The sequence below is a fragment of the Pseudomonas ekonensis genome, from assembly GCF_019145435.1.
GTDB lineage: Bacteria > Pseudomonadota > Gammaproteobacteria > Pseudomonadales > Pseudomonadaceae > Aquipseudomonas > Aquipseudomonas ekonensis.
Genome location: NZ_JAHSTS010000001.1, coordinates 1,738,830 through 1,764,257, shown reverse-complemented (window position 1 = coordinate 1,764,257; position 25,428 = coordinate 1,738,830). Strand labels below are relative to the sequence as shown.

At 65.7% G+C, this 25,428-nt stretch carries 22 protein-coding genes; 12 read left to right on the top strand and 10 right to left on the bottom strand.

Going from position 1 to position 25,428, the window contains the following annotated elements:
• The 3 genes from selD to KVG96_RS08080 all read right to left on the bottom strand — a co-directional run bounded on the left by selD (position 1) and on the right by KVG96_RS08080 (position 4,155).
• Positions 1–1,050: a selenide, water dikinase SelD gene (gene selD / locus KVG96_RS08090; protein WP_217891532.1), complete on the bottom strand. Its 1,050-nt coding sequence runs from the start codon at positions 1,048–1,050 to the stop codon at positions 1–3.
• Between the two features lie 188 nt (positions 1,051–1,238).
• A complete protein-coding gene (locus tag KVG96_RS08085) occupies positions 1,239–2,522 on the bottom strand; it encodes a Zn-dependent hydrolase (protein ID WP_217891531.1) in 1,284 nt (427 codons plus the stop codon).
• A gap of 148 nt (positions 2,523–2,670) precedes the next feature.
• On the bottom strand, positions 2,671–4,155 hold the full coding sequence (locus tag KVG96_RS08080) for an NCS1 family nucleobase:cation symporter-1 (RefSeq protein WP_217891530.1): 1,485 nt from the start codon (positions 4,153–4,155) through the stop codon (positions 2,671–2,673).
• A 623-nt stretch (positions 4,156–4,778) separates the two neighbouring features.
• On the opposite strand from KVG96_RS08080, the gene hydA reads away from it, so the two are divergent.
• From hydA to preA, 3 genes are all read left to right on the top strand, one after another.
• The gene (gene hydA, locus KVG96_RS08075) at positions 4,779–6,218 is read left to right on the top strand and encodes a dihydropyrimidinase (RefSeq protein WP_217891529.1); all 1,440 of its coding nucleotides are present in this window, start codon (positions 4,779–4,781) and stop codon (positions 6,216–6,218) included.
• A 181-nt stretch (positions 6,219–6,399) separates the two neighbouring features.
• Entirely contained in the window at positions 6,400–7,767 is a 1,368-nt protein-coding gene (locus KVG96_RS08070) for an NAD(P)-dependent oxidoreductase (protein WP_217891528.1), read from the top strand.
• Complete coding sequence (gene preA, locus KVG96_RS08065) at positions 7,768–9,042, top strand: NAD-dependent dihydropyrimidine dehydrogenase subunit PreA (protein ID WP_217891527.1); 1,275 nt, start codon at positions 7,768–7,770, stop codon at positions 9,040–9,042.
• 429 nt (positions 9,043–9,471) lie between these two features.
• On the opposite strand, the gene KVG96_RS08060 is transcribed toward preA, so the two are convergent.
• Positions 9,472–10,092, bottom strand: a complete 621-nt coding sequence (locus tag KVG96_RS08060) for a TetR/AcrR family transcriptional regulator (RefSeq protein ID WP_085583427.1) — start codon at positions 10,090–10,092, stop codon at positions 9,472–9,474.
• Positions 10,093–10,239: 147 nt separating this feature from the next.
• Here KVG96_RS08060 and KVG96_RS08055 point away from each other — a divergent pair, with 147 nt between their 5' ends.
• The 3 genes from KVG96_RS08055 to copD are packed head-to-tail and all read left to right on the top strand — an operon-like array spanning position 10,240 to position 11,934.
• Positions 10,240–10,674, top strand: coding sequence for a GNAT family N-acetyltransferase (locus KVG96_RS08055; RefSeq protein WP_217891526.1), 435 nt, complete (start codon positions 10,240–10,242; stop codon positions 10,672–10,674).
• 48 nt (positions 10,675–10,722) lie between these two features.
• Positions 10,723–11,082: a copper homeostasis periplasmic binding protein CopC gene (copC, locus tag KVG96_RS08050; RefSeq protein WP_217891525.1), complete on the top strand. Its 360-nt coding sequence runs from the start codon at positions 10,723–10,725 to the stop codon at positions 11,080–11,082.
• 3 nt (positions 11,083–11,085) lie between these two features.
• The gene (copD, locus tag KVG96_RS08045) at positions 11,086–11,934 is read left to right on the top strand and encodes a copper homeostasis membrane protein CopD (RefSeq protein ID WP_217891524.1); all 849 of its coding nucleotides are present in this window, start codon (positions 11,086–11,088) and stop codon (positions 11,932–11,934) included.
• 162 nt (positions 11,935–12,096) lie between these two features.
• On the opposite strand, the gene KVG96_RS08040 is transcribed toward copD, so the two are convergent.
• Positions 12,097–13,236 carry an HlyD family secretion protein gene (locus KVG96_RS08040; protein WP_217891523.1) on the bottom strand — a complete coding sequence of 380 codons (1,140 nt, stop codon included), beginning with the start codon at positions 13,234–13,236 and terminating at the stop codon, positions 12,097–12,099.
• On the bottom strand, positions 13,233–14,888 hold the full coding sequence (locus KVG96_RS08035; protein ID WP_217891522.1) for an MFS transporter: 1,656 nt from the start codon (positions 14,886–14,888) through the stop codon (positions 13,233–13,235). The genes KVG96_RS08040 and KVG96_RS08035 overlap by 4 nt, the downstream gene beginning before the upstream one ends.
• A gap of 367 nt (positions 14,889–15,255) precedes the next feature.
• On the opposite strand from KVG96_RS08035, the gene KVG96_RS08030 reads away from it, so the two are divergent.
• Positions 15,256–16,206: a polysaccharide deacetylase family protein gene (locus KVG96_RS08030; protein WP_217891521.1), complete on the top strand. Its 951-nt coding sequence runs from the start codon at positions 15,256–15,258 to the stop codon at positions 16,204–16,206.
• A 49-nt stretch (positions 16,207–16,255) separates the two neighbouring features.
• Here the strand turns inward: KVG96_RS08030 and KVG96_RS08025 are convergent, their stop codons facing one another.
• The 3 genes from KVG96_RS08025 to KVG96_RS08015 form a co-directional block, all read right to left on the bottom strand.
• Complete coding sequence (locus KVG96_RS08025) at positions 16,256–17,056, bottom strand: sulfite exporter TauE/SafE family protein (protein WP_217891520.1); 801 nt, start codon at positions 17,054–17,056, stop codon at positions 16,256–16,258.
• 9 nt (positions 17,057–17,065) lie between these two features.
• Complete coding sequence (locus KVG96_RS08020) at positions 17,066–18,310, bottom strand: NAD(P)/FAD-dependent oxidoreductase (protein ID WP_217891519.1); 1,245 nt, start codon at positions 18,308–18,310, stop codon at positions 17,066–17,068.
• A 136-nt stretch (positions 18,311–18,446) separates the two neighbouring features.
• Positions 18,447–18,797, bottom strand: coding sequence for an ArsR/SmtB family transcription factor (locus tag KVG96_RS08015; protein ID WP_217891518.1), 351 nt, complete (start codon positions 18,795–18,797; stop codon positions 18,447–18,449).
• Positions 18,798–18,901: 104 nt separating this feature from the next.
• On the opposite strand from KVG96_RS08015, the gene KVG96_RS08010 reads away from it, so the two are divergent.
• Positions 18,902–19,765: an MBL fold metallo-hydrolase gene (locus KVG96_RS08010; protein WP_217891517.1), complete on the top strand. Its 864-nt coding sequence runs from the start codon at positions 18,902–18,904 to the stop codon at positions 19,763–19,765.
• On the opposite strand, the gene bkdR is transcribed toward KVG96_RS08010, so the two are convergent.
• Positions 19,762–20,250 (bottom strand): Bkd operon transcriptional regulator BkdR, encoded by a 489-nt coding sequence (gene bkdR, locus KVG96_RS08005; RefSeq protein WP_007976593.1) that lies wholly within the window; start codon positions 20,248–20,250, stop codon positions 19,762–19,764. The genes KVG96_RS08010 and bkdR overlap by 4 nt on opposite strands.
• Positions 20,251–20,435: 185 nt before the next feature.
• Here bkdR and KVG96_RS08000 point away from each other — a divergent pair, with 185 nt between their 5' ends.
• From KVG96_RS08000 to lpdA, 4 genes are read left to right on the top strand one after another with little or no spacing between them, the layout of a single operon-like run.
• Complete coding sequence (locus KVG96_RS08000; RefSeq protein ID WP_217891516.1) at positions 20,436–21,671, top strand: 3-methyl-2-oxobutanoate dehydrogenase (2-methylpropanoyl-transferring) subunit alpha; 1,236 nt, start codon at positions 20,436–20,438, stop codon at positions 21,669–21,671.
• Between the two features lies 1 nt (position 21,672).
• The gene (locus KVG96_RS07995) at positions 21,673–22,731 is read left to right on the top strand and encodes an alpha-ketoacid dehydrogenase subunit beta (protein WP_085583401.1); all 1,059 of its coding nucleotides are present in this window, start codon (positions 21,673–21,675) and stop codon (positions 22,729–22,731) included.
• The gene (locus tag KVG96_RS07990) at positions 22,732–24,006 is read left to right on the top strand and encodes a dihydrolipoamide acetyltransferase family protein (RefSeq protein WP_217891515.1); all 1,275 of its coding nucleotides are present in this window, start codon (positions 22,732–22,734) and stop codon (positions 24,004–24,006) included.
• Positions 24,007–24,013: 7 nt separating this feature from the next.
• Entirely contained in the window at positions 24,014–25,387 is a 1,374-nt protein-coding gene (gene lpdA / locus KVG96_RS07985) for a dihydrolipoyl dehydrogenase (protein WP_217891514.1), read from the top strand.
• The last annotated feature ends 41 nt before the right edge of the window (positions 25,388–25,428 follow it).

Genomic DNA, 25,428 nt, shown 5'->3' with positions numbered 1-25,428 from the left:
TCAGCAGACCCTGATCTTGCCCGTCCCTTGCGTCACGCGCCCGATCACCTGCAGATCGGGGCATAGTTGCCGCCATGCGTCACGTTGGGACTCAAGGCACTCCTCGGACACCGTGAACAGCAAGCCTCCGTTGGTCTGCGGATCGTGCAGGAGAAACTTCTGCGCCAGCGTCAGCTCGGCCTGGTATTCCACGTGCTGGGCGTACTTCTTGATGTTGGAAAAGATTCCGCTGCCGGCAGACGTCACCGCCACCGCGAGGGACTCGGCCTGGTCGTAGAAACGGATGGCACCCGAGTCGAGCGTGACATCGAGCCGGCCCAGCCCGACCACTTCGCTGATATGGCCGATCAAGCCGAAGCCGGTGATGTCGGTCAGGCTGCTGACCTGCGCACTGGCGCTCAGTGTGCGGCCGAACCGGTTGTCGGCGGTGATGCGTGCCAACGTCGGTGCGTCGATGTCCGACTGGTCGATGATTCCATCCTTCAAGGCGTTGGCCAGCACGCCTACGCCGATCGGCCGGGTCATGACCAACAGGTCCCCGTCCTTGGCCGTGTTGTTTTTCTTCAGCCGGTCCTTTTCCACTTCGCCGATGATCGAAAAACCGTACAGCGGCTGGCTGTTCTTGATCGTGTGGCCACCGACGATGCTGACATTGAACGCGTTCATCACCGACTGAGCCCCCAGAATCATCTGGGTGACCTGCTCCACCGGAACCTGCTCGGGGTCGAACGCCATGATCGAGTTGGCGATCAGCGGCGTTCCCCCCGAGGCGAAAATGTCGCTCACCGCATTGCTGGCGGCCAGTTGGCCGAAGACATAGGGATCATTGACGATGGGGGAGAAAAAATCAGTGGTGAACAGCAGGTACTTGTCGCCGACGTCATAGACGGCGCAATCGTCCGAAGACTCGAACCCCAAAACCACCTTGTCGTCTGTGACCGTATTCGCGGCAGCGGTCTCAGACAGAATTTTCGTCAGTACGCTGGACGGAATCTTGCACCCGCAGCCACCGCTTTCAGACTTATCCATAAGCTGACAAAACATCGACATCACTCTTCCTTAGCATCCATTTTCCGTTTTGAAACAGCGCATTAGCGCCCTTGAATACCTGTTACTTCATGTTTCAGGCAGGGCAAATTCGCACAGTTTCATGACGCAAATGTGACAGAGCCGATGATTTCGCAAGTCCGAATTGTGTCAGCGGGGCCGACCGGGCCCCGCTGCCTGCGGCGTCGGACTCAGGCCGCCTGCTGCCTCCCGGCCACCGCCGCCGAAGCCGCCAGCATCGCCCGCAGCAGCACGGCGCAGCCCGCCGCCAGGTCGTCCGGTGCGGCGTTCTCGATTTCGTTGTGGCTGATGCCGCCCTCGCACGGCACGAAGATCATCCCGGCCGGGCCCAGTTCGGCGAGGAAGATCGCGTCGTGGCCGGCGCCGCTGACGATGTCCATGTGCGACAGGCCCAGACCCTTGGCCGCGCTGCGCACGGCGTCGACGCAGCCCTTTTCGAAGTACAGCGGCGGGAAGTCGGCGGTCGGGGTCAGCTCATAGGTCAAGCCGTGTTCCTCGCACGTGGTGTCGATGACCTGCTTCACCTCGGCGATCATCGAGTCCAGGCGGGCCGGCTCCAGGTGCCGGAAGTCCAGGGTCATGCGCACCTCGCCGGGGATCACGTTGCGCGAACCGGGATAGGCCTGCAGGCAGCCGACCGTGCCGCAGGCGTGGGGCTGGTGGCCGAGGGCGGCGCGGTTGACCGCGCCGACGATCACCGAGGCGCCGACCAGGGCGTCCTTGCGCAGGTGCATCGGGGTCGGCCCGGCGTGGGCCTCGACGCCGCGCAGCTTGAGGTCGAACCACTTCTGCCCCAGCGCGCCGAGCACCACGCCGATGGTCTTGCGTTCATCCTCAAGGATCGGCCCCTGCTCGATGTGCGCCTCGAAATAGGCGCCGACCCGGTGGCCGCTGACCTTGCGCGGCCCGGCATAGCCGATGGCGTTGAGCGCCTCGCCGACCGTGATGCCGTCGGCGTCGACCTTGGCCAGGGTTTCGGCCAGGGTGAATTTTTCCGCGAACACCCCGGAGCCCATCATGCACGGGGCGAAGCGCGAGCCTTCTTCGTTGGTCCACACCACCACTTCCAGCGGCGCTTCGGTCTCCACGCCGAGGTCGTTGAGGGTGCGCAGCACTTCGACGCCGGCCAGCACGCCGAAGCAGCCGTCGAACTTGCCGCCGGTGGGCTGGGTGTCGATGTGGCTGCCGGTCATCACCGGCGGCAGGTCCGGGTTGCGGCCCGGACGCCGGGCGAAGATGTTGCCGACTTCGTCGACGCTGACGCTGCAGCCGGCCTCCTGGCACCACTGCACGAACAGGTCGCGGGCCTGGCGGTCGAGGTCGGTCAGGGCCAGGCGACAGACGCCGCCCTTGACCGTGGCGCCGAGCTTGGCCAGTTCCATGAGCGACTGCCACAGGCGGTCGCGGTTGATGTGCTGAAGGGTCGATTGCAGGACGTCGACGGCTGCGTTCATGGGGGTCTCCTCAGGCAGTTCCTATGAGTAGCATTCTGGTATTTCGGCGGTGCTGCATAGGGCCTCTTCGCGGGCAAGCCCGCTCCCACAGGGTTCAGTGGCGCAAATGAAACCGTGGGAGCGGGCTTGCCCGCAAAGGGGCCGGCCGCTACACCGCCGATTTCACGGCCGCAGGCTGCGTGCGCAACACGCACAGCCCGTAGTAGATCAACCCGCCCAACGCCGAGCCGGTGAACCAGCCATAGCTGTAGAACCAGTTGAAGGCATCGCTGCCCAGCGACAGCAGGGTCAGCGCCACCGGCACGCCGAAGGCGATGAACCCCGCCGCGTTCCAGGCCGGGTACACGTCGTCGCGGTACAGGCCGGCCAGGTCCAGCCGCTGCTTCTTGATCAGGAAATAGTCCACCACCATGATTCCGGCGATGGGCCCCAGCAGGCTGGAGTAACCCAGCAGCCAGTTCGAGTACACGGTCTCCAGGCTGACGTCGGACACGATCAGGCCGAGTTTCTTGAGCAGTTCATGGCCCATCAGCAGCAGTCCCACCAGGCCGGTCAGCAGCACCGCCTTGGTACGGTCGATGACCCGCGGGGCGATGTTCTGGAAGTCGTTGGTGGGCGAGACGATGTTGGCGGCGGTGTTGGTCGACAGGGTGGCGATGATGATCAGCGCCATGGCCACCGCGACCCACACAGGACTCTGGATGTGGCCGATCAGGCTGACCGGGTCGGACACGGTCACCCCCACCAGTTTCACCGAGGCGGCGGTCATCACCACGCCCAGCGCGGCGAACAGGAACATGGTCAGCGGCAGGCCGAAGATCTGCCCCAGGATCTGATCCTTCTGGCTTTTGGCGTAGCGGCTGAAGTCGGGGATGTTCAGCGACAGCGTGGCCCAGAAGCCGACCATCGCCGTCAGGCCCGCCGCGAAGTAACCGACCACGCTCGCGCCCTCGGGGCGTTTCGGCGGGATGGCCAGCAATTCCGTCATCGACACGTTGGGCATCGCCCACACCAACAGCCCCAGCCCCACCGCCACCAGCAGCGGCGCGGACAGGGTCTCCAGCCACTTGATCGACTCGGCGCCGCGGATCACCACCCACAGGTTGAGCGCCCAGAACACCATGAAGCCGATCACTTCCCCCGTGCCGCCTAGGGACTTCCAACCCTCGAAGACCGAGCCGAGAAACAGGTGGATCGCCAGCCCGCCGAACATCGTCTGGATGCCGAACCAGCCGCACGCCACCAGCGCCCGAATCAGGCACGGCACGTTGGAGCCGAGGATCCCGAACGACGAGCGCAGCAGCACCGGGAACGGAATGCCGTACTTCGTGCCGGCGAAGGCGTTGAGGGTCAGGGGAATGAGCACGATGACGTTGGCCAAGAGGATCGCCAGCAGCGCCTCGCCCACCGTCAGCCCGAAATAGGCGGTCAGTACGCCGCCCAGGGTATAGGTCGGCACGCAGATCGACATGCCGATCCACAGCGCGGTGATGTGCCATTTGTTCCAGGTGCGTTCGCGCACCCGGGTGGGTGCCATGTCGTGGTTGTAACGGGGACTGTCGAGGACGTCGCTGCCGGCTTCGAGTTCGAACAAGCCGTCGCGCTCGGTCACTTGCGATCTGTTCTGTTGCATGGCCGCTCCACTGTTCTTCTGATTATTTTTTGCTCATCAGGCGGCTGCGCACGAAGGTGCGGGCCGCACGATGGCCGGAGGAATCGACAACGTTCACGCACCGGCCAAGGCGTCAGCGGCGGCATCAAATTGCGTGCCGGGTTCTGCGCATGACGGTCGGGCGGTGCCTTTGCAACGGGTCAAGCCACTGATGTCCATCAGTTTTATTTTTTGTTCGGCAAGTCCATGGAAAGTTGTCCGGGCACTCAGGCCGAATGCCGGGCAAGTTGTCCGAACTGTCAGGACTCAACTTGGTGCATCACATTTATTTTCGTTATGGCGCATCGCTTTCCGCCCGGTTTCAAGCGGCTGATTTCACATAGGAAATCTTGACCATATTTTCATCCTGTCAAGCGCGTCAAAATGGTGAAGGGCCTCACCATTTTGGTGATTTTCATTTTTTATCCTTTTAAATCAACAAGTTAATTAGCTAATAAGCTTATGAAAAATAATCTTGCCCAATCCAGAATCTGCGACTAGCGTCTATTCCTGACAGCCCTGACAAGATTAATCCGATCAGCGCTGGCCAACGATAAAAACACCTAGAGCCGGCACAAGCCGGTCATGCCTGCGAGGAATCCGGAATGTCTCTGTTGATCCGTGGCGCCACCGTTGTCACCCATGATGAAAGTTACCGCGCCGATGTGTATTGCGCCGACGGCGTGATCAAGGCCATCGGTGAACACCTCGATGTTCCGGCCGGCGCCGAAGTGCTCGACGGCAGCGGGCAATACCTGATGCCCGGCGGCATCGATCCGCACACCCACATGCAACTGCCCTTCATGGGCACCGTGGCCAGCGAGGACTTCTACAGCGGCACGGCGGCGGGGCTGGCCGGCGGCACCACGTCGATCATCGACTTCGTGATCCCCAACCCGCAGCAATCGCTGCTCGAAGCCTTCCACCAGTGGCGCGGCTGGGCGCAAAAGTCCGCGTCCGACTACGGCTTCCACGTCGCGATCACCTGGTGGAGCGAGCAGGTGCGCGAGGAAATGGCCGAGCTGGTGCACCACCACGGGGTCAACAGCTTCAAGCATTTCATGGCCTACAAGAACGCGATCATGGCCGCCGACGACACCCTGGTGGCGAGCTTCGAACGCTGCCTGGAACTCGGCGCCGTGCCCACCGTGCACGCGGAGAACGGCGAACTGGTCTATCACCTGCAACGCAAGCTGCTGGCCCAGGGCATCACCGGTCCGGAGGCGCATCCGCTGTCGCGCCCTTCCCAGGTCGAAGGCGAAGCCGCGAGCCGGGCCATCCGCATCGCCGAGACCCTCGGCACGCCGCTGTACCTGGTGCACGTCTCGACCCAGGAAGCGCTGGACGAAATCACCTATGCCCGCGGCAAGGGCCAGCCGGTCTACGGCGAAGTGCTGGCCGGGCACCTGCTGCTGGACGACAGCGTCTACCGCCACCCGGACTGGCAGACCGCCGCCGGCTACGTGATGAGCCCGCCGTTCCGCCCGCGCGGGCACCAGGAAGCGCTGTGGCACGGCCTGCAATCGGGCAACCTGCACACCACCGCCACCGACCACTGCTGCTTCTGCGCCGAGCAGAAAGCCGCCGGGCGCGACGACTTCAGCAAGATCCCCAACGGCACCGCCGGCATCGAAGACCGCATGGCGGTGCTGTGGGACGAAGGGGTGAACACCGGGCGCCTGTCGATGCAGGCCTTCGTCGCCCTCACCTCCACCCACACCGCCAAGATCTTCAACCTCTACCCGCGCAAGGGCGCGATCCGGGTCGGCGCCGATGCCGACCTGGTGCTGTGGGATCCCGAAGGCACGCGCACCATCTCCGCCAAGACCCACCACCAGCAGGTGGACTTCAACATCTTCGAAGGCAAGACCGTGCGCGGCGTGCCCAGCCACACCATCAGCCAGGGCCGGGTGGTCTGGGCCGACGGCGACCTGCGCGCCGAGCGCGGAGCCGGGCGCTACATCGAACGGCCGGCGTACCCGGCGGTGTTCGACCTGCTGAGCAAGCGGGCCGAGCAGCACAAGCCCACCGCCGTAAAGCGCTGAAAGCGGCCTTCGGCCTATCGCCGGCAAGCCAGCTCCCACAGTGATTGCAGTCGCACACAACGATTGTGTCCACCCAAGAACCTGTGGGAGCTGGCTTGCCAGCGATGGGGCCCTTTCAAGCACCACAAAACCACTGCCCGACAGAGGCAGAAAACCTCAAATCACCATGAGGCACACAACCGTGATCGAGTCCCTGAACCACCTCCCGCACCCGCACGAAAGCGCGACCGCCCTCGCCGGCCACTTCACCGACCTGGCGCCGCCGCTCAACGACCGCCAGGCGCACCTGGAAGCCTCGCGCTGCCTGTACTGCTACGACGCCCCATGCGTCAACGCGTGCCCGAGCGAGATCGACATCCCCTCGTTCATCCGCAACATCCACCAGGACAACGTGCCCGGCGCCGCGCAGAAGATCCTGTCGGCCAACATCCTCGGCGGCAGTTGCGCGCGGGTGTGCCCGACCGAAATCCTCTGCCAGCAGGCCTGCGTGCGCAACAACGCCCACGAGTGCGCGCCGGTGCTGATCGGCCTGCTGCAGCGCTACGCCGTGGACAATGCGCACTTCACCGAACACCCGTTCCGGCGGGCGGCCAGCACCGGCAAGCGCATCGCCGTGATCGGTGCCGGCCCCGCCGGGTTGTCCTGCGCCCACCGCAGCGCCATGCACGGCCACGACGTGGTGATCTTCGAGGCCCGGGAGAAGGCCGGCGGACTCAACGAATACGGGATCGCCAAGTACAAGCTGGTGGACGACTACGCACAGAAGGAACTGGCGTTCCTGCTGCAGATCGGCGGCATCGAAATCCGCCACGGCCAGCGGCTCGGCGACAACCTCACCCTCAGCGAACTGCACCAGCAGTTCGACGCGGTGTTCCTCGGCCTCGGCCTCAACGCCAGCAAGCAGCTCGGCCTGCCCCACGAGGACGCCCCCGGCCTGCTCGCCGCCACCGACTACATCCGCGAACTGCGCCAGGCTGACGACCTTACGCAACTGCCCCTGGCCGAGCGCTGCATCGTGCTGGGCGCCGGTAACACCGCCATCGACATGGCCGTGCAGATGGCCCGCCTCGGCGCCCGCGACGTCAACCTGGTGTACCGCCGCGGCGCCGCGGACATGGGCGCCACCGGCCACGAACAGGACATCGCCAAGGCCAACCAGGTGCGGCTGCTGACCTGGGCCCAGCCGGACGAAGTGCTGCTGGACGAGCAAGGCCACGTGCGCGGCATGCGCTTCGCCCGCACCCATCTGGTGGAGGGCCGCCTGCAGACCACCGGCGAAACCTTCGAGCTGGCCGCCGACGCGATCTTCAAGGCCATCGGCCAGGCGTTCGACGGCGCCGCCCTCGCCGACCCGCTGGCCCGCGAGCTCAAGCGCCAGGGCGAGCGGATCCAGGTGGACGAACACCTGCAAACCAGCATCCCCGGCGTCTACGCCGGCGGCGACTGCACCAGCCTCGACCAGGACCTGACCGTGCAGGCGGTGCAGCACGGCAAACGGGCCGCCGAAGCCATCAACGCCCAACTGACGCTCAACGTGGAGGCTGCGTAAATGGCCGATCTCTCGATTGTCTTCGCCGGCATCAAAGCCCCCAACCCGTTCTGGCTCGCCTCTGCGCCGCCGACCGACAAGGCCTACAACGTGGTGCGCGCCTTCGAGGCCGGCTGGGGCGGCGTGGTCTGGAAAACCCTGGGCGAGGACCCGGCGGCGGTCAACGTGTCCTCGCGCTACTCGGCCCACTACGGCGCCAACCGCGAGGTGCTGGGCATCAACAACATCGAGCTGATCACTGACCGCTCGCTGGAGATCAACCTGCGGGAAATCACCCAGGTGAAAAAGGACTGGCCGGACCGGGCGCTGATCGTTTCGCTGATGGTGCCGTGCGTGGAGGAATCGTGGAAACGCATCCTGCCGCTGGTGGAGGCCACCGGCGCCGACGGCATCGAACTGAACTTCGGCTGCCCCCACGGCATGCCCGAACGCGGCATGGGCGCGGCGGTCGGCCAGGTGCCGGAGTACGTCGAGCAGGTGACGCGCTGGTGCAAGACCTACTGCTCGCTGCCGGTGATCGTCAAGCTGACGCCCAACATCACCGACATCCGCGTCGCCGCCCGCGCCGCGCACCGGGGCGGCGCCGATGCGGTGTCGCTGATCAACACCATCAACTCCATCACCAGCGTCGACCTGGAACACATGGTCGCCCTGCCCACCGTCGGCAGCAAAAGCACCCACGGCGGCTACTGCGGTTCGGCGGTCAAACCGATCGCGTTGAACATGGTGGCGGAAATCGCCCGCGATCCGCAGACCCACGGGCTGCCGATCTGCGGCATCGGCGGCATCGGCAGCTGGCGCGACGCGGCGGAGTTCATCGCCCTGGGCAGCGGCGCGGTGCAGGTGTGCACGGCGGCGATGCTGCACGGCTTCCGCATCGTCGAGGAGATGAAGGACGGGCTGTCACGCTGGATGGACAGTCAGGGCTACGCCAGCCTCGCGGACTTTTCCGGGCGGGCGGTGGGCAACACCACCGACTGGAAGTACCTGGACATCAACTACCAGGTGATCGCCAAAATCGACCAAGCGGCGTGCATCGGCTGCGGGCGCTGCCACATCGCCTGCGAAGACACCTCGCACCAGGCCATCGCCAGCCTGCGCCAGGCGGACGGCACGCACACCTATGAAGTGATCGATGAGGAATGCGTGGGCTGCAACCTGTGCCAGATCACCTGCCCGGTGCAGGACTGCATCGAGATGGTGCCGGTGGACACGGGCAAGCCGTTCCTGGACTGGAACCATGATCCGCGCAATCCGTACCATGTCAGCCCTTGAGGACGGCGGCGCCTGACCCGGCGTCATCGCAGATGCCAACCGGTCCGGCCTCATCGCTTGCAGGCAAGCTCCTACAGGTTTTGTGGTGTGCAGGAATGCTGCGGACAGCCGGGATCCCTTGTAGGAGCCAGCCTGCTGGCGATGGTGGCGGGTCAGGCAACAGAAATGTCGGCTGTGATGGCCTCATCGCTGGCAAGCCAGCTCCCACAGGTTTTGGGGTGTGCAGGAATGCTGCGGACAGCCGGGATCCCTTGTAGGAGCCAGCCTGCTGGCGATGGTGGCGAGTCAGGCAACAGAAATGTCGGCTGTGATGGCCTCATCGCTGGCAAGCCAGCTCCCACAGGCTTTGGTGGTGCGCATGAATCTTGCGAACTGTGGGAGCCAGCCTGCTGGCGATGAGGCCCGCCCCGGCACCGCAAAACCAAAGGCTCAGGGCTCCAGCCCGATCCCCCGCAGGATCACCCCGGTCACCGTCTGCACCGCCCGCTCGAACTGCATGTCCGACAGCGGCTGGTGCTCGTTGAGAATGTTCACCTGATGGTCGAAGTCGGCGTAGTGCTGGGTCGACGCCCAGATCATGTACAGCAGGCTCGACGGCTCCACCGGGAGGATGCGCTTGTCCTCCACCCATTGGCGGATCTTGGCTTCCTTCATCTTTGCCCAGTCGTACAGGCTGGCGTCCAGCGCCTCGCCCAGGGTCGGCGCGCCGTGGATGATCTCGTTGGCCCAGACCTTGGAGCCGTAGGGGCGGCTGCGCGAGTGGTTCATCTTGGCGCGGATGTAGCTGCTGAGCACCACGCGCGGGTCGTCGAACATCTCGAAGCACAGCGCGTCCTGCTTCCACACGTCCAGCAGGTCCAGCAGCACTGCGCTGTACAGCTCGCCCTTGGTGCTGAAGTAGTAATGCAGGTTGGAGCGCGGCAGTTGCACTTCGGCGGCGATGTCGGCCATGGCCGTGCCGCCGAAGCCTTTTTCGGCGAACACCTTTTCCGCCGCCAACAGGATCTTCTCGACGTTACTGCGGCGGATTCCGATCTTGTGATTGCCCATGAGGGCTCCCTGTCGACAACGTTGTTGAAGACTACCATCCGCTCTGGGCAGCGGGCGACAGCCAGGCACGATTCTTCACACACACGCCGGTTCATCTGGTTTAGGATCGCCCCCCTTCTCCCCGTCATCCGCTGAAGGATCCTGCCCGTGAACATTCGCCAACGCATCGCTGCAGACGATCCCGCCCTCGCCGCCCTGTGGGAACGCTCGGTGCGCGCCACCCACGCCTTCCTGCCCGAAGACGACATCCAGCGGCTGTTCCCGCTGGTGCGCGACACCTACCTGCCGGCCCTGGACGTGTGGGTGTTCGAGAACCCCGACCGCAGCCCGGCCGGCTTCATCGCGACCGATGAGGACACCGTGCAGATGCTGTTCATCGACCCGGCGCAGCGCGGCCAGGGCATCGGCCGTCGCCTGCTCGACCATGTCCGGCGCCCGCGGCTCAAGGTCGACGTCAACGAACAGAATCCCCAGGCCCACGGCTTCTACCGGCACTACGGTTTCGAAGACATCGGCCGCTCGGAGACCGACGGCGAAGGCCGGCCGTTTCCGGTCATTCACATGCGCCTGAAGGCCGACTGACGCGCGCTCTATACTCAGCCCCGCGACTTCACTGAAAAGGAACTGCCCATGTCGATGAAAACCCTGCTGACCGCCGGCGCCCTGCTGGCATCGCTGACCGCCTCTCAGGCGTTCGCCCACGCCCACCTCAAATCCCAGGTGCCGGCCGCCGACAGCACCGTCGCCGCGCCGACGGAACTGCGCCTTGAGTTTTCCGAAGGCGTCGAGGCCGCGTTCACCAAAGTCACGGTGAGCCGCGACGGCGCGCCGGTGGCGGTCAAGCCGTTGACCACCGAAGGCGACAAGAAGACCTTGATCGTCACCCCGCAGGCGCCGCTGACCGCCGGCGAATACAAGGTCGAATGGCACGCGGTGTCGGTCGACACGCACAAGAGCGAAGGCGCCTATCGGTTCAAGGTCGGCCAATAGTTCATGGCCGAAGCGTTGGTGCTGTGCCGGTTCCTGCATTTCACCGTGGTGCTGACGCTGTTCGGGGCCTGGCTGTTCCGGCCGTTGCTGCTCAAGGGTGATGCGGCGGACGCGGACCTGCGCGCCGGCCGCTGGCTGGCGGGCCTGGCCCTGGTCAGCGGCGTCGTCTGGGCGCTGCTGGTCACCGCGAGCATGGCCGGTTCGCTGGCGGCGGCGTTCGATCCGCAGACGTTGGCGCTGGTGTCGGGCCAAACGTTCTTCGGCCAGGTCTGGCGCTGGCACCTGTTGCTCAACGCCGCGCTGCTGGCGCTGCTGTTCACGCCCTGGCGCACGCGCCGGCCTTTGCGCCTGGGCCTCGCCGTCCTGCTGCTGGCGACGCTGGCGCCGGTCGGCCACGGCGCCATGTTCGACGGCTTGCACGGGCAACTGCTGATCCTCAACCAGATCGTTCACCTGACCTGCGTCGGCGCCTGGCTCGGCGGGCTGCTGGTGCTGGCGGTCGTCCTGCGCCGGCCGGAAACCGCCATCGCGCCGGTGCTGCGGCGTTTCAGCGGCATCGGCTATGGCTTGGTAGCGGGATTGCTGGTCACCGGCCTGATCAACGTGCGGGCGCTGACCGGCCAGTGGTGGCCGACGCCGCTGTTCACGGGCTTCGCCCTGATCCTGCTGATCAAGGCGCTGCTGGTGCTCGGCATGCTGGGGCTGGCGCTGTTCAACCGCCTGCGGATCAAGGACTGCGAACGGCGGGCCGGTGCCCTCAGGCGCAGCGTGACGCTGGAATGGCTGCTGGGGATCGGCGCGGTGGCCGCGGTGTCATTGCTTGGCACCCTGCCGCCGATGGTCGCCGCCTGAACCTTCAGCGGGCGTTCACCCCTGTTGCGAATGCCACAAAACCTGTGGGAGCGAGCTTGCTCGCGATAGCGGTGTGCCTGCCGGCATGAATGCAACTGACAGATCGCAATCGCGAGCAAGCTCGCTCCCACAGGGTAATGTGGCCCGCAGACCTGCGGGGAATCAGTGCGGCTGGGTATCCCCCGCCGCCGTGTCGATGCTCACCACCACCGACATGCCCGGCCGCAGCCGCTCGCTCTCCTGCTGGTCGGGGTCAATGGTGATGCGCACCGGCACCCGCTGGGCGATCTTCACGAAGTTGCCGGTGGCGTTGTCGGCCTGCAACAGGGCGAACTCGGAGCCGGTGCCCGGCGACACATGCTGCACCCGGCCGGTGAACTTGCGGTGGTTCAGCGCATCGACGGTGAAGGTCGCCGGCTGGCCGACCCGCACGTTGTCCATCTGGGTTTCCTTGAGGTTGGCGATCACCCATTTCTGGTTCGGCACCAGCGCCATCAATTGCGCGCCGGAGTTGACGTAGGCGCCGAGGCGCACGCCGATCTGCCCCAGCTGGCCGTCACGGGGAGCGGTGATGCGGGTGTTGGACAAATCGATCCGCGCCAGTTGCACCGCCGCCTCGGCGCTGGCCACCGCCGCTTCCAGGGAGCCGCGGTTGACGATCACCGTCTGCAGGTCCTGCCGGGCGATCTCCAGGTTGGCCTTGGCCTGGGCCACCGACGCGGTGGTCTGGGCACTGGCGGCGAGGGTCACGTCCAGCTCGCGCCGGGACACCGAACCGTCGCTCACCAGCGCCTTGTTGCGCGCCAGGTCCGCCCCGCTCTTGCGCGCCTGGGCCTCGCTGTCGGCCAGCGCCGCCTGGCGCAGCTTGATGGTCGCCTCGGCACTGTTGCGCTGCTGCACCACGTTGGCCAGCGCGGCCTTCTGCACCGCCAGCTGCGCCAGCGACTGGTCCAGCCGCTGCTTGTAGATGCGGTCGTCCAGGCGCACCAGCAGGTCGCCTTCCTTGACGAACTGGAAGTCCTGCACCGGCACTTCGTACACGTAGCCGCTGAGCTGCGGGCCGATGATCGTCACCTGCCCGCGCACCAGGGCGTTCTCGGTGGTTTCGACGGCGCTGCTGAACGGCGGCAACTGCCAGGCGTACAGCACGATCAGCACGCCGACCAGAGCGATGGCGGCGAATCCCAGCGACGAGATGATCCGCACCCGCAGCGGGCGCGGTTCGGTGTTGGGCGACGACGGCGGCGCCACACCCTCGGGCGTGGCGGCAATGGCGTTGGTGGTGACGGTCGGTTCGGTCATGAAGAAGAGGCACCGCTGGAAGGGACGGAAGGCGTGGGGGTGACGGTTCGGGTGGTGCAGACCAGCCACAGCGCGCGGACGGAAATCCAGATCAGGGTCAGCACCGCGATCACAGCGATCAGCATGAACACATCGTTGTAGGCCAGGATGTTGGCTTCACGGGTGGCGGCGTTGGCCAGGCTGCGGATGCCTTGCAGGTTGCGCAGGCCGGGGTCGGCGATCAGCGAGCCCACCGCCGAGCCGCCGCCCTGCACACGGGCGGCCACCTGAGGATTGGCCAGCACCAGTTGGTCGACGATATGGCTGGAATGGAACTTCTCGCGCGCGATCTGGAAGGTGCCCAGCAACGCCGCGCCGATCAGGCCGCCGAGGTTGTTGCAGATCCCGAACAGCACCGAAAAGCTCACCAGGTTGCGTGGGTTGGTCAGCACGTTGCGGGTGCCCAGCACCATGGTCGGCCCGAGGAAAAAGGTACTGCCGAACGCCAGCAGGAACTGGCTGAAATAAAGGTTCTGCGGGCGGGTCAGGTTGTTCGAGTAGCTGTCCATCACCGAGCCGGTGGCCATCAGCGCCAGGGAAATGATCAAAGGCATGATCAGGTGCTTGGGATCGATGGTCAGCGCGCTGGTGAGCAGCCCGGCGATGCTGCCGATCAGCATCACCACGTACAGGCTGTGCAGCTGCTGGCTGCTCATGTTCAGGTTCTGCATGAACCCCACGGCGCCGGTGGACTGCTCCGAGGTGACCATGCGGATCAGGATCACCGCCAGGGCCAGGCGGATCATCACCCCGCTGCCGAGCCAGCGGGTCATCAGCATCGGGTTGCTGCGGTTGTGCTCGATGGCCAGGCCCGCCAGGATCAGTACGATGGCGGCGGCCAGGGCGATGCCGATCCAGCGCGCCTCCAGCCACCAGTCGATCCGCCCCAGCGACAGCACGGCGCAGAGCAGCGCCACGCCGCTGGCGAGGATGGCGAAGGTGAGAAAATCCAGCGGTTCGAAGGTGCGGAAGCGGTCGCCCGGCGGCAGCTTGAGCATCAGCACGCAGCCCAGCGACAGCAGCGCCATGCCCATTTCGAACAGGTACAGACCGCGCCATTCGGCGATCTGCAAAAGGTCTTCGGAAAACAGCCGCGCCAGCGGCAAGGCCAGTTGCGAGGCCCCCAAACCCAGCACCAGCGCCTTCATCCGCCACTTGGCCGGGAACGCCTGCACCATGTAATACAGGCCCAGGGAACTGAGCGCCGCGCCGACCATGCCGTGGGCGGCGCGCACCGCAATCGCCGAACTGAGGTCGTTGACGAACAGGTGGCCGAAGGTCACCAGCGCATACAGCACCAGGAACACCTCGGTGAACGCCCGCAGGCCGAACTGCTGGCGGAACTTCACCAGCAGCAGGTTCATGGACACGTTGGTCATCACGTACGCCGCCGGCAGCCAGGCCATCTCCGCCGTGGTCGCGCCGAGCGCGCCTTGCAGGTAAGGCAGGTTGGCGACCACCAGCGAATTGCCCAGCCCGCCGGTCAACGCCACCAGCAGCCCCACCAGCGCATAGGCCAGGCGCTTGGGGTTGGAGTGCAGCGGCGTCGAGGGGGAACCCGGCAGGCTGGGCTTCTCGTGGGGCTGCCAGTTGCGCGGGGCGTAGTGATCCATTGAAAGGCCTTGTGCCGGAAAGTTGAACAAGTGTGACGCAAAACCACGGCCAAACCCATATCAGGCGTGGTGCAGCTAAAACTGCGCAAGCAACTGTCTTGGTTCGGCGGCGCCGTCACTGACGCCATCGCCAGCAGGTTGGCTCCCACAGGGAATGGCGGTGTTTGCGGAGTTTCTGCTCACCGCAAAAAACGGTAGGAGCCAGCCTGCTGGCGATGGCGTCGGCCCAGGCACCGCAGGGCCTAAGGCAGATCACTGCCCGCCCGATTCGTAAAAATTGTTTAAAGGTCATCTCGCCCGCACCGGATTTTTCCCGCCGCCCGCCGATGCCAACCTTGCCGCACTTCTCAACTGCAAGGTGTTCGCTATGACCACGTCCAGCCGTCGACGCTCCCCGCGTCCGTTAAAAAGCCTTTTGGCCGCCGCCCTGTTGCTGCCCGCCCTCGCCTTCGCCCAGGAACGCCCCTGGCCGGACGGCTCGCAGCTGGTGATATCGGTGTCGATGCAATTCGAGACCGGCGGCCAGCCGGAAGGCGCCGAAAGCCCGTTCTCCGGCAGCCCGCTGCCCAAGGGCTACCCCGACCTGCCGGCGCAGACCTGGTTCGACTACGGCTACAAGGAAGGCCTGTGGCGGATGCTCGACCTGTGGGACCGCACCGGCATCAAGGTCACCTCCCACGTGGTCGGCGAAGCGGCGCTCAAGCACCCGGAACTGGCCAAGGCCATCGCCGAGCGCGGCCACGAAGTGGCGGCCCACGGCATTCGCTGGGCCGATTCCTACAACATGAACTACGCCCAGGAGAAGCAGTTCATCGGCGACGGCGTGGCCGCCGTGGAGAAAATCACCGGCCAGCGCTCGGTGGGCTACAACGCCAACTGGCTGCGGCGCAGCCCCAATACGCTGAAGGTGCTGCAGGACCTGAACTTCACCTACCACATCGACGACGTCAGCCGCGACGAACCGTTCGTGACGAGGGTGCGCGGCCGCAAGTTCGCCGTGGTGCCGTACACCCTGCGCAACAACGACATCGTGCTGGTCGAGGGCCGGTACTTCTCCGCCGAGCAGTTCTACCAGCAACTGGTGCTGGAGTTCGACCGCCTCTACGCCGAGGGCGCGGAGAAACGGCGGATGATGTCGGTGAGCCTGCACGACCGCATCGGCGGCACCCCGGCGATGGTCGAGGCCATGGAGCGCTTCATCCGTTACGCCCAGTCCCATCCGAAGGTGAGCTTCATGCGCAAGGACCGGATCGCGCAGATCGTGCTGACCGAAAAGGATCCGCTGATCGACGACAGCGAAGCGGCCTATAACCACTGAGGCTTGCGGCGAGGACGCTTCCTCGCCGCACCGCGCCGTCACCGCAAGCTCAGGCCCGCAGCATCATGTAGGCCGCCACCACCAGGCAGACCCCGGCGAACCCCACCTGCAAGGCCCGCGCCGGCACCAGGTAGCAGAGTTTGCGGCCGATGATCATGCCGCCGATGCTGGCGACGATGAACGCCGCGCCCACGTGATCGATCCGCACCCCGGCGTGGAACGCACCGGCCACGCCGATGGCGGAGATCAGGCTGATCACCATCAGCGACGTGGCGACGATGCCGCGCATCTGCACATCGGTCAGTTGCTTGAACGCCGGTACGATCAGAAAACCGCCGCCGACGCCGAGCAGCCCCGACACCACACCGGTCACCGCCCCCAGCGCCGCGAGGGTCGCGGTGCATTTGGCGGTCCAGGCCAGCCGTCCGGTCTGCTGGTTGAGCATGCAGTTCTTCTGCCCCCAACTGGCATGGCCGTGGTCGCTCGGCCCCTCTTCCTTGCGTTCGCGGCGCAGCATGCGCGCGGCCACCATCACCATCAGCAGGCTGAAGAGGATCATCAGGATCTTCTCCGGCAACTGATGGGCGAAATAGATGCCCAGCGGCGAAAACACCGCCCCCAGCGCCGCGATCAGCAGCGCCGCACGGTAGCGCACCAGTCCGTGGCGCAAGCCGTCGATGGCGCCGACCGCCGCCGCGCTGCCCACCGCGAACAGCGCCACCGGCGCCGCCTGCGTCATGCTCCAGCCCAACCCCAGCACCAGCGCGGGCACGGCGAGAATCCCGCCGCCCGCGCCGGTCAGGCCGAGGATCAGCCCCATCACCACACCAAACAGACTTGCCAGCAACATAGGCGATCCTTAATCGACTCTGGACAGGCCGGTCAGCCATTCGCGGCCCTTGAGCATGCCGTTCCAGTAGAACCACGGCAGCAACGTCGCCTTCAGCCACCACGCGGAACGGCGCGGCACGGTCGGGTCGAGGGCGAAGGTCGGCAGCAGTTTGCCGCCGTAGCCGAACTCGGCGAGGATCACCTTGCCCTTCTCCACCGTCAGCGGGCACGAACCGTAGCCGTCGTACTTGAGCGGCAGCGGCTGGCCCTTGCGCAGGGCTAGCAGGTTCTGCGCGACCACCACGACCTGCTTGCGCACCGCCGCGGCGGTCTTGGCGTTGGTGGTGCTGCAGATGTCGCCCAGGCCGAACACCTCGGGATAGCGCGGATGCTGCAGCGTGTGCGGGTCGACCTCGCACCAGCCGGCCGCGTCCGCCAGGGGGCTTTGCGCGATGAAGTCCGGGGCTACCTGCGGCGGTACGGCGTGCAGCAGGTCGAAGGATTTCGCCTGGCGGGTGACGTTGCCGTCGGCGTCCTTGACTTCGAACCACGCGGTCTTCGCCGGGCCGTCCACCTTCACCAGGTTCGAATTGAACGCCAGCCGGGCGTTGTACTTCTCGATGTACTTCATCAACGGCGGCACGAAGGTCGGCACGCCGAACAGGGCAGGCCCGGCCAGGTTGAACTCCACGTCGATGCCGTTCAGCACCGAGGACCTGAGCCAGTGATCGCACGACAGGTACAACGCCTTCTGCGGCGCGCCGGCGCACTTGATCGGCATCGCCGGCTGGGTGAACAGCGCCTTGCCGCCACGCAGGTTCCGCACCTGCTCCCAGGTGTAGGCCGCGTGCTGATAACTGTAGTTGGAGGTGACGCCGTGCCGGCCGAGGCTTTCCTGCAAGCCTTCGATCTTCTCCCAGGCCAGGCGCAGTCCGGGGCAGACGATCAGGTTGCGGTAGCTGACGGTGCGGTCGTCGTTGAGGGTGAGCTGACGCTTGTCCGGATCGACGCGGGTCACCAGGGCCTGCACCCAGGTCGCCTGGCGCGGCAGCACCGACGTCATCGGCCGCGCGGTGTCCTTCACGTCGTAGGCGCCGCCGCCGACCAGCGTCCACGCCGGTTGGTAGTAATGGTGGGTGCCCGGTTCGATCACGGTGACGCTCAGGGTCGGGTCACGCTTGAGCAGGCTGGCGACGAAACCGATGCCGGCCGTTCCGCCGCCGATGACCACGATGTCCGCACTGATGGATGGGCCCCAGTGTTGGTCGTTCATTGCTTGTTCCTTTTGCTGCACGCAAGGATGGATGTGGGCGCGAGCCGGCTCGCGATGACGGCGGAACATTCGACATCGACATGGCCTGAACCGCCGCGATCGCGGGCAGGCCCGTTCCCACAGGTGCCGTGTTTCGTTATTGGGCGGCGGGTTGTTCCCAGCTCTTGAGCACCGCGCCGCAGTACAGGCCCGAGAGGGTTTTCATCACCTGGATCACTTCGTGACTGGCGAGGCCGTAGAAAATGTACTTGCCTTCACGGCGGGTCGCGACCAGCCCTTCATCGCGCAGGATGCCCAATTGCTGGGACAGGGTCGGCTGACGCACGCCGGTCATTTTCTCCAGGTCGCCGACGTTGCGCTCGCCCTGGGTCAACTGGCAGAGGATCAACAGCCGATCCTCGTTGGCCAGGGCCTTGAGCAGCGAACAGGCCTTGGAGGCCGACGCCCGCAGTTGGGCGACTTCACATTCGGTCAGACTGGATTGCATTTGCAGGAAGCCTTCAACGTCACTTAAGCTGCGAACATTATGTTTTTACATAAAGTGTTGCAACCCATGACTGACTTCTCGTCCCCTTTCACAGGTCCATCTCCATGCCCGCACTGATTGAAGCCTTCCTCGACCCCGCCTCCTCGACCTACAGCTACGTGGTCTACGAGGCCGACGGCGGCCAGTGCGCGATCGTCGATCCGGTGCTCGACTACGACGGCGCCGCCGGCCGCACCTGCACCGCCCAGGCCGACAGGATCATCGCCTTCGTCCGCGCCCATGGCCTGCAAGTGCAATGGCTGCTGGAAACCCACGCCCACGCCGACCACCTCTCCGCCGCGCCGTACCTGCGCCGGGAGCTGGGCGGCAAGATCGCCATCGGCCAGGCGATCAGCAAGGTGCAGGACGTGTTCAAGGCGCTGTTCAACCTGGAGCCGGAATTCCGCGCCGACGGCTCGCAGTTCGATCACCTGTTCGCTCCCGGCGAGTCGTTCATGATCGGCCGCCTCAAGGCCACCGCCCTGCACGTCCCCGGCCACACCCCGGCGGACATGGCCTACCTGATCGACGGCGAACAGATCCTGGTGGGCGATACCCTGTTCATGCCGGACGTGGGCACCGCCCGCTGCGACTTCCCCGGCGGCGACGCCCATCAATTGTTCAAGTCGATCCACAAGCTGCTGGCCTTCCCCGCCGGCGTGAAACTCTACGTCTGCCACGACTACCCGCCGGCCGGCCGCGGCCCGCAGTGCCAGACCACCGTCGGCGAACAGCGCAGAAGCAACATCCATGTGCACGACGGCATCGATGAGGCCGCGTTCGTCGAGATGCGCACCCGGCGCGACGCCGGGCTGGGCATGCCGACGCTGCTGCTGCCGGCGATCCAGGTGAACGTGCGGGCGGGGAACCTGCCGCCGGCCGAAGGCAACGGCGTGACGTACCTGAAGATCCCGATCAACCAGGTCTAATTGCCCAGCGTCAGACCGTTCGCCGGCAGCGGCAGCGCGGTCTTGTAGCGCACCTGCTTGAGCGCAAAGCTTGAGCGGATGTTGGCCACCCCCGGCACCTTGGTCAGAAAGTCCATCATGAAGCGCTCCAGCGACTGGATCGTCGGCACCAGCACCCGGATCAGGTAGTCCGGGTCGCCGGCCATCAGGTAGCACTCCATCACTTCGGGGCGGTCCGAGATCGCCTCTTCGAAATGCTGCAAGGCCTCCTCCACCTGCTTCTCCAGGCTCACATGGATGAACACGTTGACGTGCAGGCCCAAAAGATCGGCGTCGAGCAGGGTCACCTGCTCGCGGATCACCCCCAGTTCCTCCATCGCCTTGACCCGGTTGAAGCACGGCGTCGGCGACAGGTTGACCGAACGGGCGAGGTCGGCGTTGGTGATGCGCGCATTCTCCTGAAGGCTGTTGAGAATGCCGATGTCGGTACGGTCCAGTTTGCGCATGAGACAAAACCACCTGTTTTTTATGTTTATGCAGATTTTCTATCTGCAAATGATCTTCAGCGCAACGAAACACAGAGAAATATTCTTCTTGGCCGGGCCTATGATTGTTGTAGGACAAGAATTCTTTTACCGAAGAACGACTGTCAGCTCACTACAAGAAATTCACAAGATCGAGCGTAGAAGCCATGACCCAAGCGTATGAACCGCTGCGTCTGCACGTGCCCGAACCCTCGGGCCGCCCAGGCTGCAAAACCGACTTCTCCTACCTGCATCTGACCGACGCCGGCACGATGCGCAAGCCCTCCATCGACGTAGAGCCCGCCGACACCGCAGACCTGGCCCGTGGCCTGATCCGCGTGCTCGACGACCAGGGCAACGCCCACGGCCCCTGGGCCGAAGACGTGCCGGTCGGGATCCTGCGCAAGGGCATGCGCGCCATGCTCAAGACGCGCATCTACGACAACCGCATGGTGGTTGCCCAGCGTCAGAAAAAGATGTCGTTCTACATGCAGAGCCTCGGCGAGGAAGCCATCGGCAGCGCCCAGGCCCTGGCGCTGAACATCGATGACATGTGTTTCCCGACCTACCGCCAGCAAAGCATCCTGATGGCCCGCGAAGTGCCGCTGGTGGACCTGATCTGCCAGTTGCTGTCCAACGAGCGCGATCCGCTCAAGGGCCGCCAACTGCCGATCATGTACTCGGTCAAGGACGCCGGTTTCTTCACCATCTCCGGCAACCTCGCCACCCAGTTCATCCAGGGCGTGGGCTGGGGCATGGCCTCGGCGATCAAGGGCGACACCAAAATCGCCTCGGCCTGGATCGGCGACGGCGCCACCGCCGAATCGGACTTCCACACCGCCCTCACCTTCGCCCACGTCTACCGGGCGCCGGTGATCCTCAATGTGGTCAACAACCAGTGGGCGATCTCCACCTTCCAGGCCATCGCCGGCGGTGAAGCCACCACCTTCGCCGGACGCGGCGTCGGCTGCGGCATCGCCTCCCTGCGGGTCGACGGCAACGACTTCGTCGCCGCCTTCGCCGCCTCCGCCTGGGCCGCCGAACGCGCCCGCCGGGGCCTGGGCCCGACCATGATCGAATGGGTCACCTACCGCGCCGGCCCGCACTCGACCTCCGACGATCCGTCCAAGTACCGTCCGGCCGACGACTGGAGCCACTTCCCGCTGGGCGACCCGATCGCCCGCCTGAAGCAGCACCTGATCAAGATCGGCCACTGGTCGGAAGAGGAACACGCCGCCGCCAGCGCCGAGATCGAGGCCGAAGTCATCGCCGCCCAGAAGCAGGCCGAGCAGCACGGCACCCTCACCAGCGGGCAGATCCCGAGCGCCGCGACCATGTTCGAAGACGTATACAAAGAGATGCCGGAACACTTGAAGCGCCAGCGTCAGCAGTTGGGGGTCTGAGATGAACGATCACAACAACAATATCCAGCTGGAAACCGCCATGACCACGACCACCATGACCATGATCCAGGCCCTGCGCTCGGCCATGGACGTGATGCTTGAGCGCGACGACAACGTCGTGGTGTTCGGCCAGGACGTCGGCTACTTCGGCGGCGTGTTCCGCTGCACCGAAGGCCTGCAGACCAAGTACGGCACCTCGCGGGTGTTCGACGCGCCGATCTCCGAGAGCGGCATCGTCGGCACCGCCGTGGGCATGGGCGCCTACGGCCTGCGCCCGGTGGTGGAAATCCAGTTCGCCGACTACGTGTACCCGGCCTACGACCAGATCATTTCCGAGGCGGCGCGCCTGCGCTACCGCTCGGCCGGCGAGTTCACCGCGCCGATGACCCTGCGCATGCCCTGCGGCGGCGGCATCTACGGCGGCCAGACCCACAGCCAGAGCATCGAGGCCCTGTTCACCCAGGTCTGCGGCCTGCGCACCGTCATGCCGTCCAACCCTTACGACGCCAAGGGCCTGCTGATCGCCTCCATCGAAAACGATGACCCGGTGATCTTCCTGGAGCCCAAGCGCCTGTACAACGGCCCGTTCGACGGCCACCACGACCGCCCGGTGACCCCGTGGTCGAAACACCCCGCCGCCCAGGTGCCGGACGGCTACTACACCGTGCCGCTGGACGTCGCCGCCATCACCCGTCCGGGCAAGGACGTGACCGTGCTGACCTACGGCACCACCGTCTACGTGTCGCAGGTGGCCGCCGAAGAGAGCGGCGTGGACGCCGAGGTCATCGACCTGCGCAGCCTGTGGCCGCTGGACCTTGAGACCATCGTCAAGTCCGTGAAGAAGACCGGCCGCTGCGTCGTGGTGCACGAAGCCACCCGCACCTGCGGTTTCGGCGCCGAGCTGGTGTCGCTGGTGCAAGAGCACTGCTTCCATCACCTGGAAGCCCCGATCGAGCGCGTCACCGGTTGGGACACCCCCTACCCGCACGCGCAGGAGTGGGCGTATTTCCCAGGGCCGTCCCGAGTGGGCGCGGCGTTGAAACGGGTCATGGAGGTCTGAATGGGCACGCACGTCATTAAAATGCCGGACATCGGCGAAGGCATCGCAGAAGTAGAACTGTCGCAGTGGCACGTCAAGGTCGGGGACCTGGTCGTCGAAGACCAGGTGCTGGCCGACGTCATGACCGACAAGGCCATGGTCGACATCCCGTCGCCGGTGCACGGCAAGGTCATCGCCCTCGGCGGGCAGCCGGGTGAAGTGATGGCGGTCGGCAGCGTGCTGATCAGCATCGAAGTCGAAGGCGCCGGCAACCTGAAGGAATCCGCCGCACCGGCTCCGGTCAAGGAAGCCCCGGCCCCCGTGGCGCCGAAAGTCGAGGCCGTCGTCGAAAGCAAACCCGCCGCCGCACCGAGTCCGACCAAGGTTTGCCAGGGCCCGGTGGTGGCCCGCGAAGCCGGCGACCGTCCGCTGGCCTCCCCGGCGGTGCGCAAGCACGCGCTGGACCTGGGCATCCAGCTGCGCCTGGTGCGCGGCTCCGGCCCGGCCGGCCGGGTGCTGCACGAGGACCTCGACGCCTACCTGGCGCAAGGTCAGTCGAACGCTTCGGCGCCTGCCGCCAACGCGTATGCCCGGCGCAACGACGAAGAACAGATCCCGGTGATCGGCATGCGCCGCAAGATCGCCCAGCGCATGCAGGAATCCACCCAGCGCGCCGCGCACTTCAGCTACGTCGAGGAAATCGACGTCACCGCCATCGAAGAGCTGCGCGCACACCTGAACGACAAGCACGGCGCCAGCCGCGGCAAGCTCACCCTGCTGCCGTTCCTGGTGCGGGCGCTGGTCGTCGCCCTGCGCGACTTCCCGCAGATGAACGCCCGTTACGACGACGAGGCCCAGGTCATCCACCGCCTCGGTGCGGTGCATGTCGGCGTCGCCACCCAGAGCGACGTCGGCCTGATGGTGCCGGTGGTGCGCCACGCCGAAGCCCGCAGCCTGTGGGACAGCGCCGCAGAAATCGCTCGCCTGGCCAACGCCGCGCGCAACGGCAAGGCCAGCCGCGACGAACTGTCCGGCTCGACCATCACCCTGACCAGCCTCGGCGCGCTGGGCGGCATCGTCAGCACCCCGGTGCTGAACCTGCCGGAAGTGGCCATCGTCGGCGTGAACAAAATCGTCGAACGGCCGATGGTCGTCAAAGGCCAGGTGGTGATCCGCAAGATGATGAACCTCTCCAGCTCCTTCGATCACCGCGTGGTCGACGGCATGGACGCGGCGCTCTTCATCCAGGCCATCCGTGGCCTGCTCGAACAACCCGCGACCCTGTTTGTGGAGTGAGGCACGCATGCAAACCCTGAACACCACCCTGCTGATCATCGGCGGCGGCCCCGGCGGCTACGTGACGGCGATCCGCGCCGGCCAGCTCGGCATTTCGACCATCCTGGTCGAAGGCCGCTCGCTGGGCGGCACCTGCCTGAACATCGGCTGCATCCCGTCCAAGGCCCTGATCCATGTGGCCGAGCAGTTCCAGCAGACGCAGCACCACAGCCAGCATTCGGCGCTGGGCATCAGCGTCGGCGCGCCGACCCTCGACATCGGCAAGAGCGTCGAGTGGAAGGACGGCATCGTCGACCGCCTCACCACCGGCGTGGCGGCGCTGCTGAAGAAGAACAAAGTGCAGGTCATCAACGGCTGGGCCAAGGTCATCGACGGCAAGACCGTCGAAGTCGGCGACACCCGCATCCAGTGCGAGCACCTGGTGCTGGCCACCGGTTCGAAGACCGTCGACCTGCCGATGCTGCCGGTCGGCGGGCCGGTCATCTCGTCCACCGAAGCCCTGGCGCCCACGTCGGTGCCTAAGCGCCTGATCGTGGTCGGCGGCGGCTACATCGGCCTGGAACTGGGCATCGCCTACCGCAAGCTCGGCGCCGAGGTCAGCGTGGTCGAGGCCCAGGAGCGGATCCTGCCGGCCTACGACGCCGAACTGACCCAACCGGTGCACGAAGCCCTCAAGCAACTGGGCGTGAAGCTGTACCTCAAGCACAGCGTCCTGGGCTTCGACGGCACCCTGCAGGTGCGCGACCCGAACGGCGAGACCCTGAACCTTGAGACCGACCAGGTGCTGGTGGCCGTCGGCCGCAAGCCCAACACCCAGGGCTGGAACCTCGAAGCGCTGAACCTTCAGATGAACGGCGCGTCGATCAAAATCGACAGCCGCTGCCAGACCAGCATGCGCAACGTCTACGCCATCGGCGACGTGGCCGGCGAGCCGATGCTGGCCCACCGCGCCATGGCCCAGGGCGAGATGGTCGCCGAGCTGATCAGCGGCAAGACCCGCGAGTTCAACCCCACCGCCATCGCCGCCGTGTGCTTCACCGACCCGGAGCTGGTGGTGGTCGGCCAGACGCCGGACGAGGCCAAGGCCGCGGGGCTGGACTGCATCGTGTCGAGCTTCCCTTTCGCGGCCAACGGCCGGGCCATGACGCTGGAGTCCAAGAGTGGCTTCGTGCGGGTGGTCGCCCGCCGCGACAACCATGTGATCGTCGGCTGGCAAGCGGTCGGCGTCGGCGTGTCGGAGCTGTCCACGGCGTTTGCCCAGAGCCTGGAGATGGGCGCGCGGCTGGAAGACATCGGCGGCACCATCCACGCCCACCCGACCCTGGGCGAGGCGGTGCAGGAAGCGGCGCTGCGGGCCTTGGGGCATGCCTTGCACATTTGATTGAGGAATATTGAAGGCGGCTGAGAAGGCCTCATCGCCAG

What these genes read in the sequence shown, in the direction of transcription:
- KVG96_RS08015 (WP_217891518.1), bottom strand. Translation starts at nt 18,797, where the DNA reads ATGCAATCCAGTCTGACCGAATGTGAAGTCGCCCAACTGCGGGCGTCG.
- KVG96_RS07990 (WP_217891515.1), top strand. Translation starts at nt 22,732, where the DNA reads ATGGGCACGCACGTCATTAAAATGCCGGACATCGGCGAAGGCATCGCA.
- KVG96_RS07995 (WP_085583401.1), top strand. Translation starts at nt 21,673, where the DNA reads ATGAACGATCACAACAACAATATCCAGCTGGAAACCGCCATGACCACG.
- KVG96_RS08040 (WP_217891523.1), bottom strand. Translation starts at nt 13,236, where the DNA reads ATGACCGAACCGACCGTCACCACCAACGCCATTGCCGCCACGCCCGAG.
- KVG96_RS08030 (WP_217891521.1), top strand. Translation starts at nt 15,256, where the DNA reads ATGACCACGTCCAGCCGTCGACGCTCCCCGCGTCCGTTAAAAAGCCTT.
- KVG96_RS08060 (WP_085583427.1), bottom strand. Translation starts at nt 10,092, where the DNA reads ATGGGCAATCACAAGATCGGAATCCGCCGCAGTAACGTCGAGAAGATC.
- selD (WP_217891532.1), bottom strand. Translation starts at nt 1,050, where the DNA reads ATGTCGATGTTTTGTCAGCTTATGGATAAGTCTGAAAGCGGTGGCTGC.
- bkdR (WP_007976593.1), bottom strand. Translation starts at nt 20,250, where the DNA reads ATGCGCAAACTGGACCGTACCGACATCGGCATTCTCAACAGCCTTCAG.
- KVG96_RS08000 (WP_217891516.1), top strand. Translation starts at nt 20,436, where the DNA reads ATGACCCAAGCGTATGAACCGCTGCGTCTGCACGTGCCCGAACCCTCG.
- KVG96_RS08020 (WP_217891519.1), bottom strand. Translation starts at nt 18,310, where the DNA reads ATGAACGACCAACACTGGGGCCCATCCATCAGTGCGGACATCGTGGTC.
- preA (WP_217891527.1), top strand. Translation starts at nt 7,768, where the DNA reads ATGGCCGATCTCTCGATTGTCTTCGCCGGCATCAAAGCCCCCAACCCG.
- KVG96_RS08080 (WP_217891530.1), bottom strand. Translation starts at nt 4,155, where the DNA reads ATGCAACAGAACAGATCGCAAGTGACCGAGCGCGACGGCTTGTTCGAA.
- KVG96_RS08035 (WP_217891522.1), bottom strand. Translation starts at nt 14,888, where the DNA reads ATGGATCACTACGCCCCGCGCAACTGGCAGCCCCACGAGAAGCCCAGC.
- lpdA (WP_217891514.1), top strand. Translation starts at nt 24,014, where the DNA reads ATGCAAACCCTGAACACCACCCTGCTGATCATCGGCGGCGGCCCCGGC.
- KVG96_RS08025 (WP_217891520.1), bottom strand. Translation starts at nt 17,056, where the DNA reads ATGTTGCTGGCAAGTCTGTTTGGTGTGGTGATGGGGCTGATCCTCGGC.
- copD (WP_217891524.1), top strand. Translation starts at nt 11,086, where the DNA reads ATGGCCGAAGCGTTGGTGCTGTGCCGGTTCCTGCATTTCACCGTGGTG.
- copC (WP_217891525.1), top strand. Translation starts at nt 10,723, where the DNA reads ATGTCGATGAAAACCCTGCTGACCGCCGGCGCCCTGCTGGCATCGCTG.
- hydA (WP_217891529.1), top strand. Translation starts at nt 4,779, where the DNA reads ATGTCTCTGTTGATCCGTGGCGCCACCGTTGTCACCCATGATGAAAGT.
- KVG96_RS08085 (WP_217891531.1), bottom strand. Translation starts at nt 2,522, where the DNA reads ATGAACGCAGCCGTCGACGTCCTGCAATCGACCCTTCAGCACATCAAC.
- KVG96_RS08010 (WP_217891517.1), top strand. Translation starts at nt 18,902, where the DNA reads ATGCCCGCACTGATTGAAGCCTTCCTCGACCCCGCCTCCTCGACCTAC.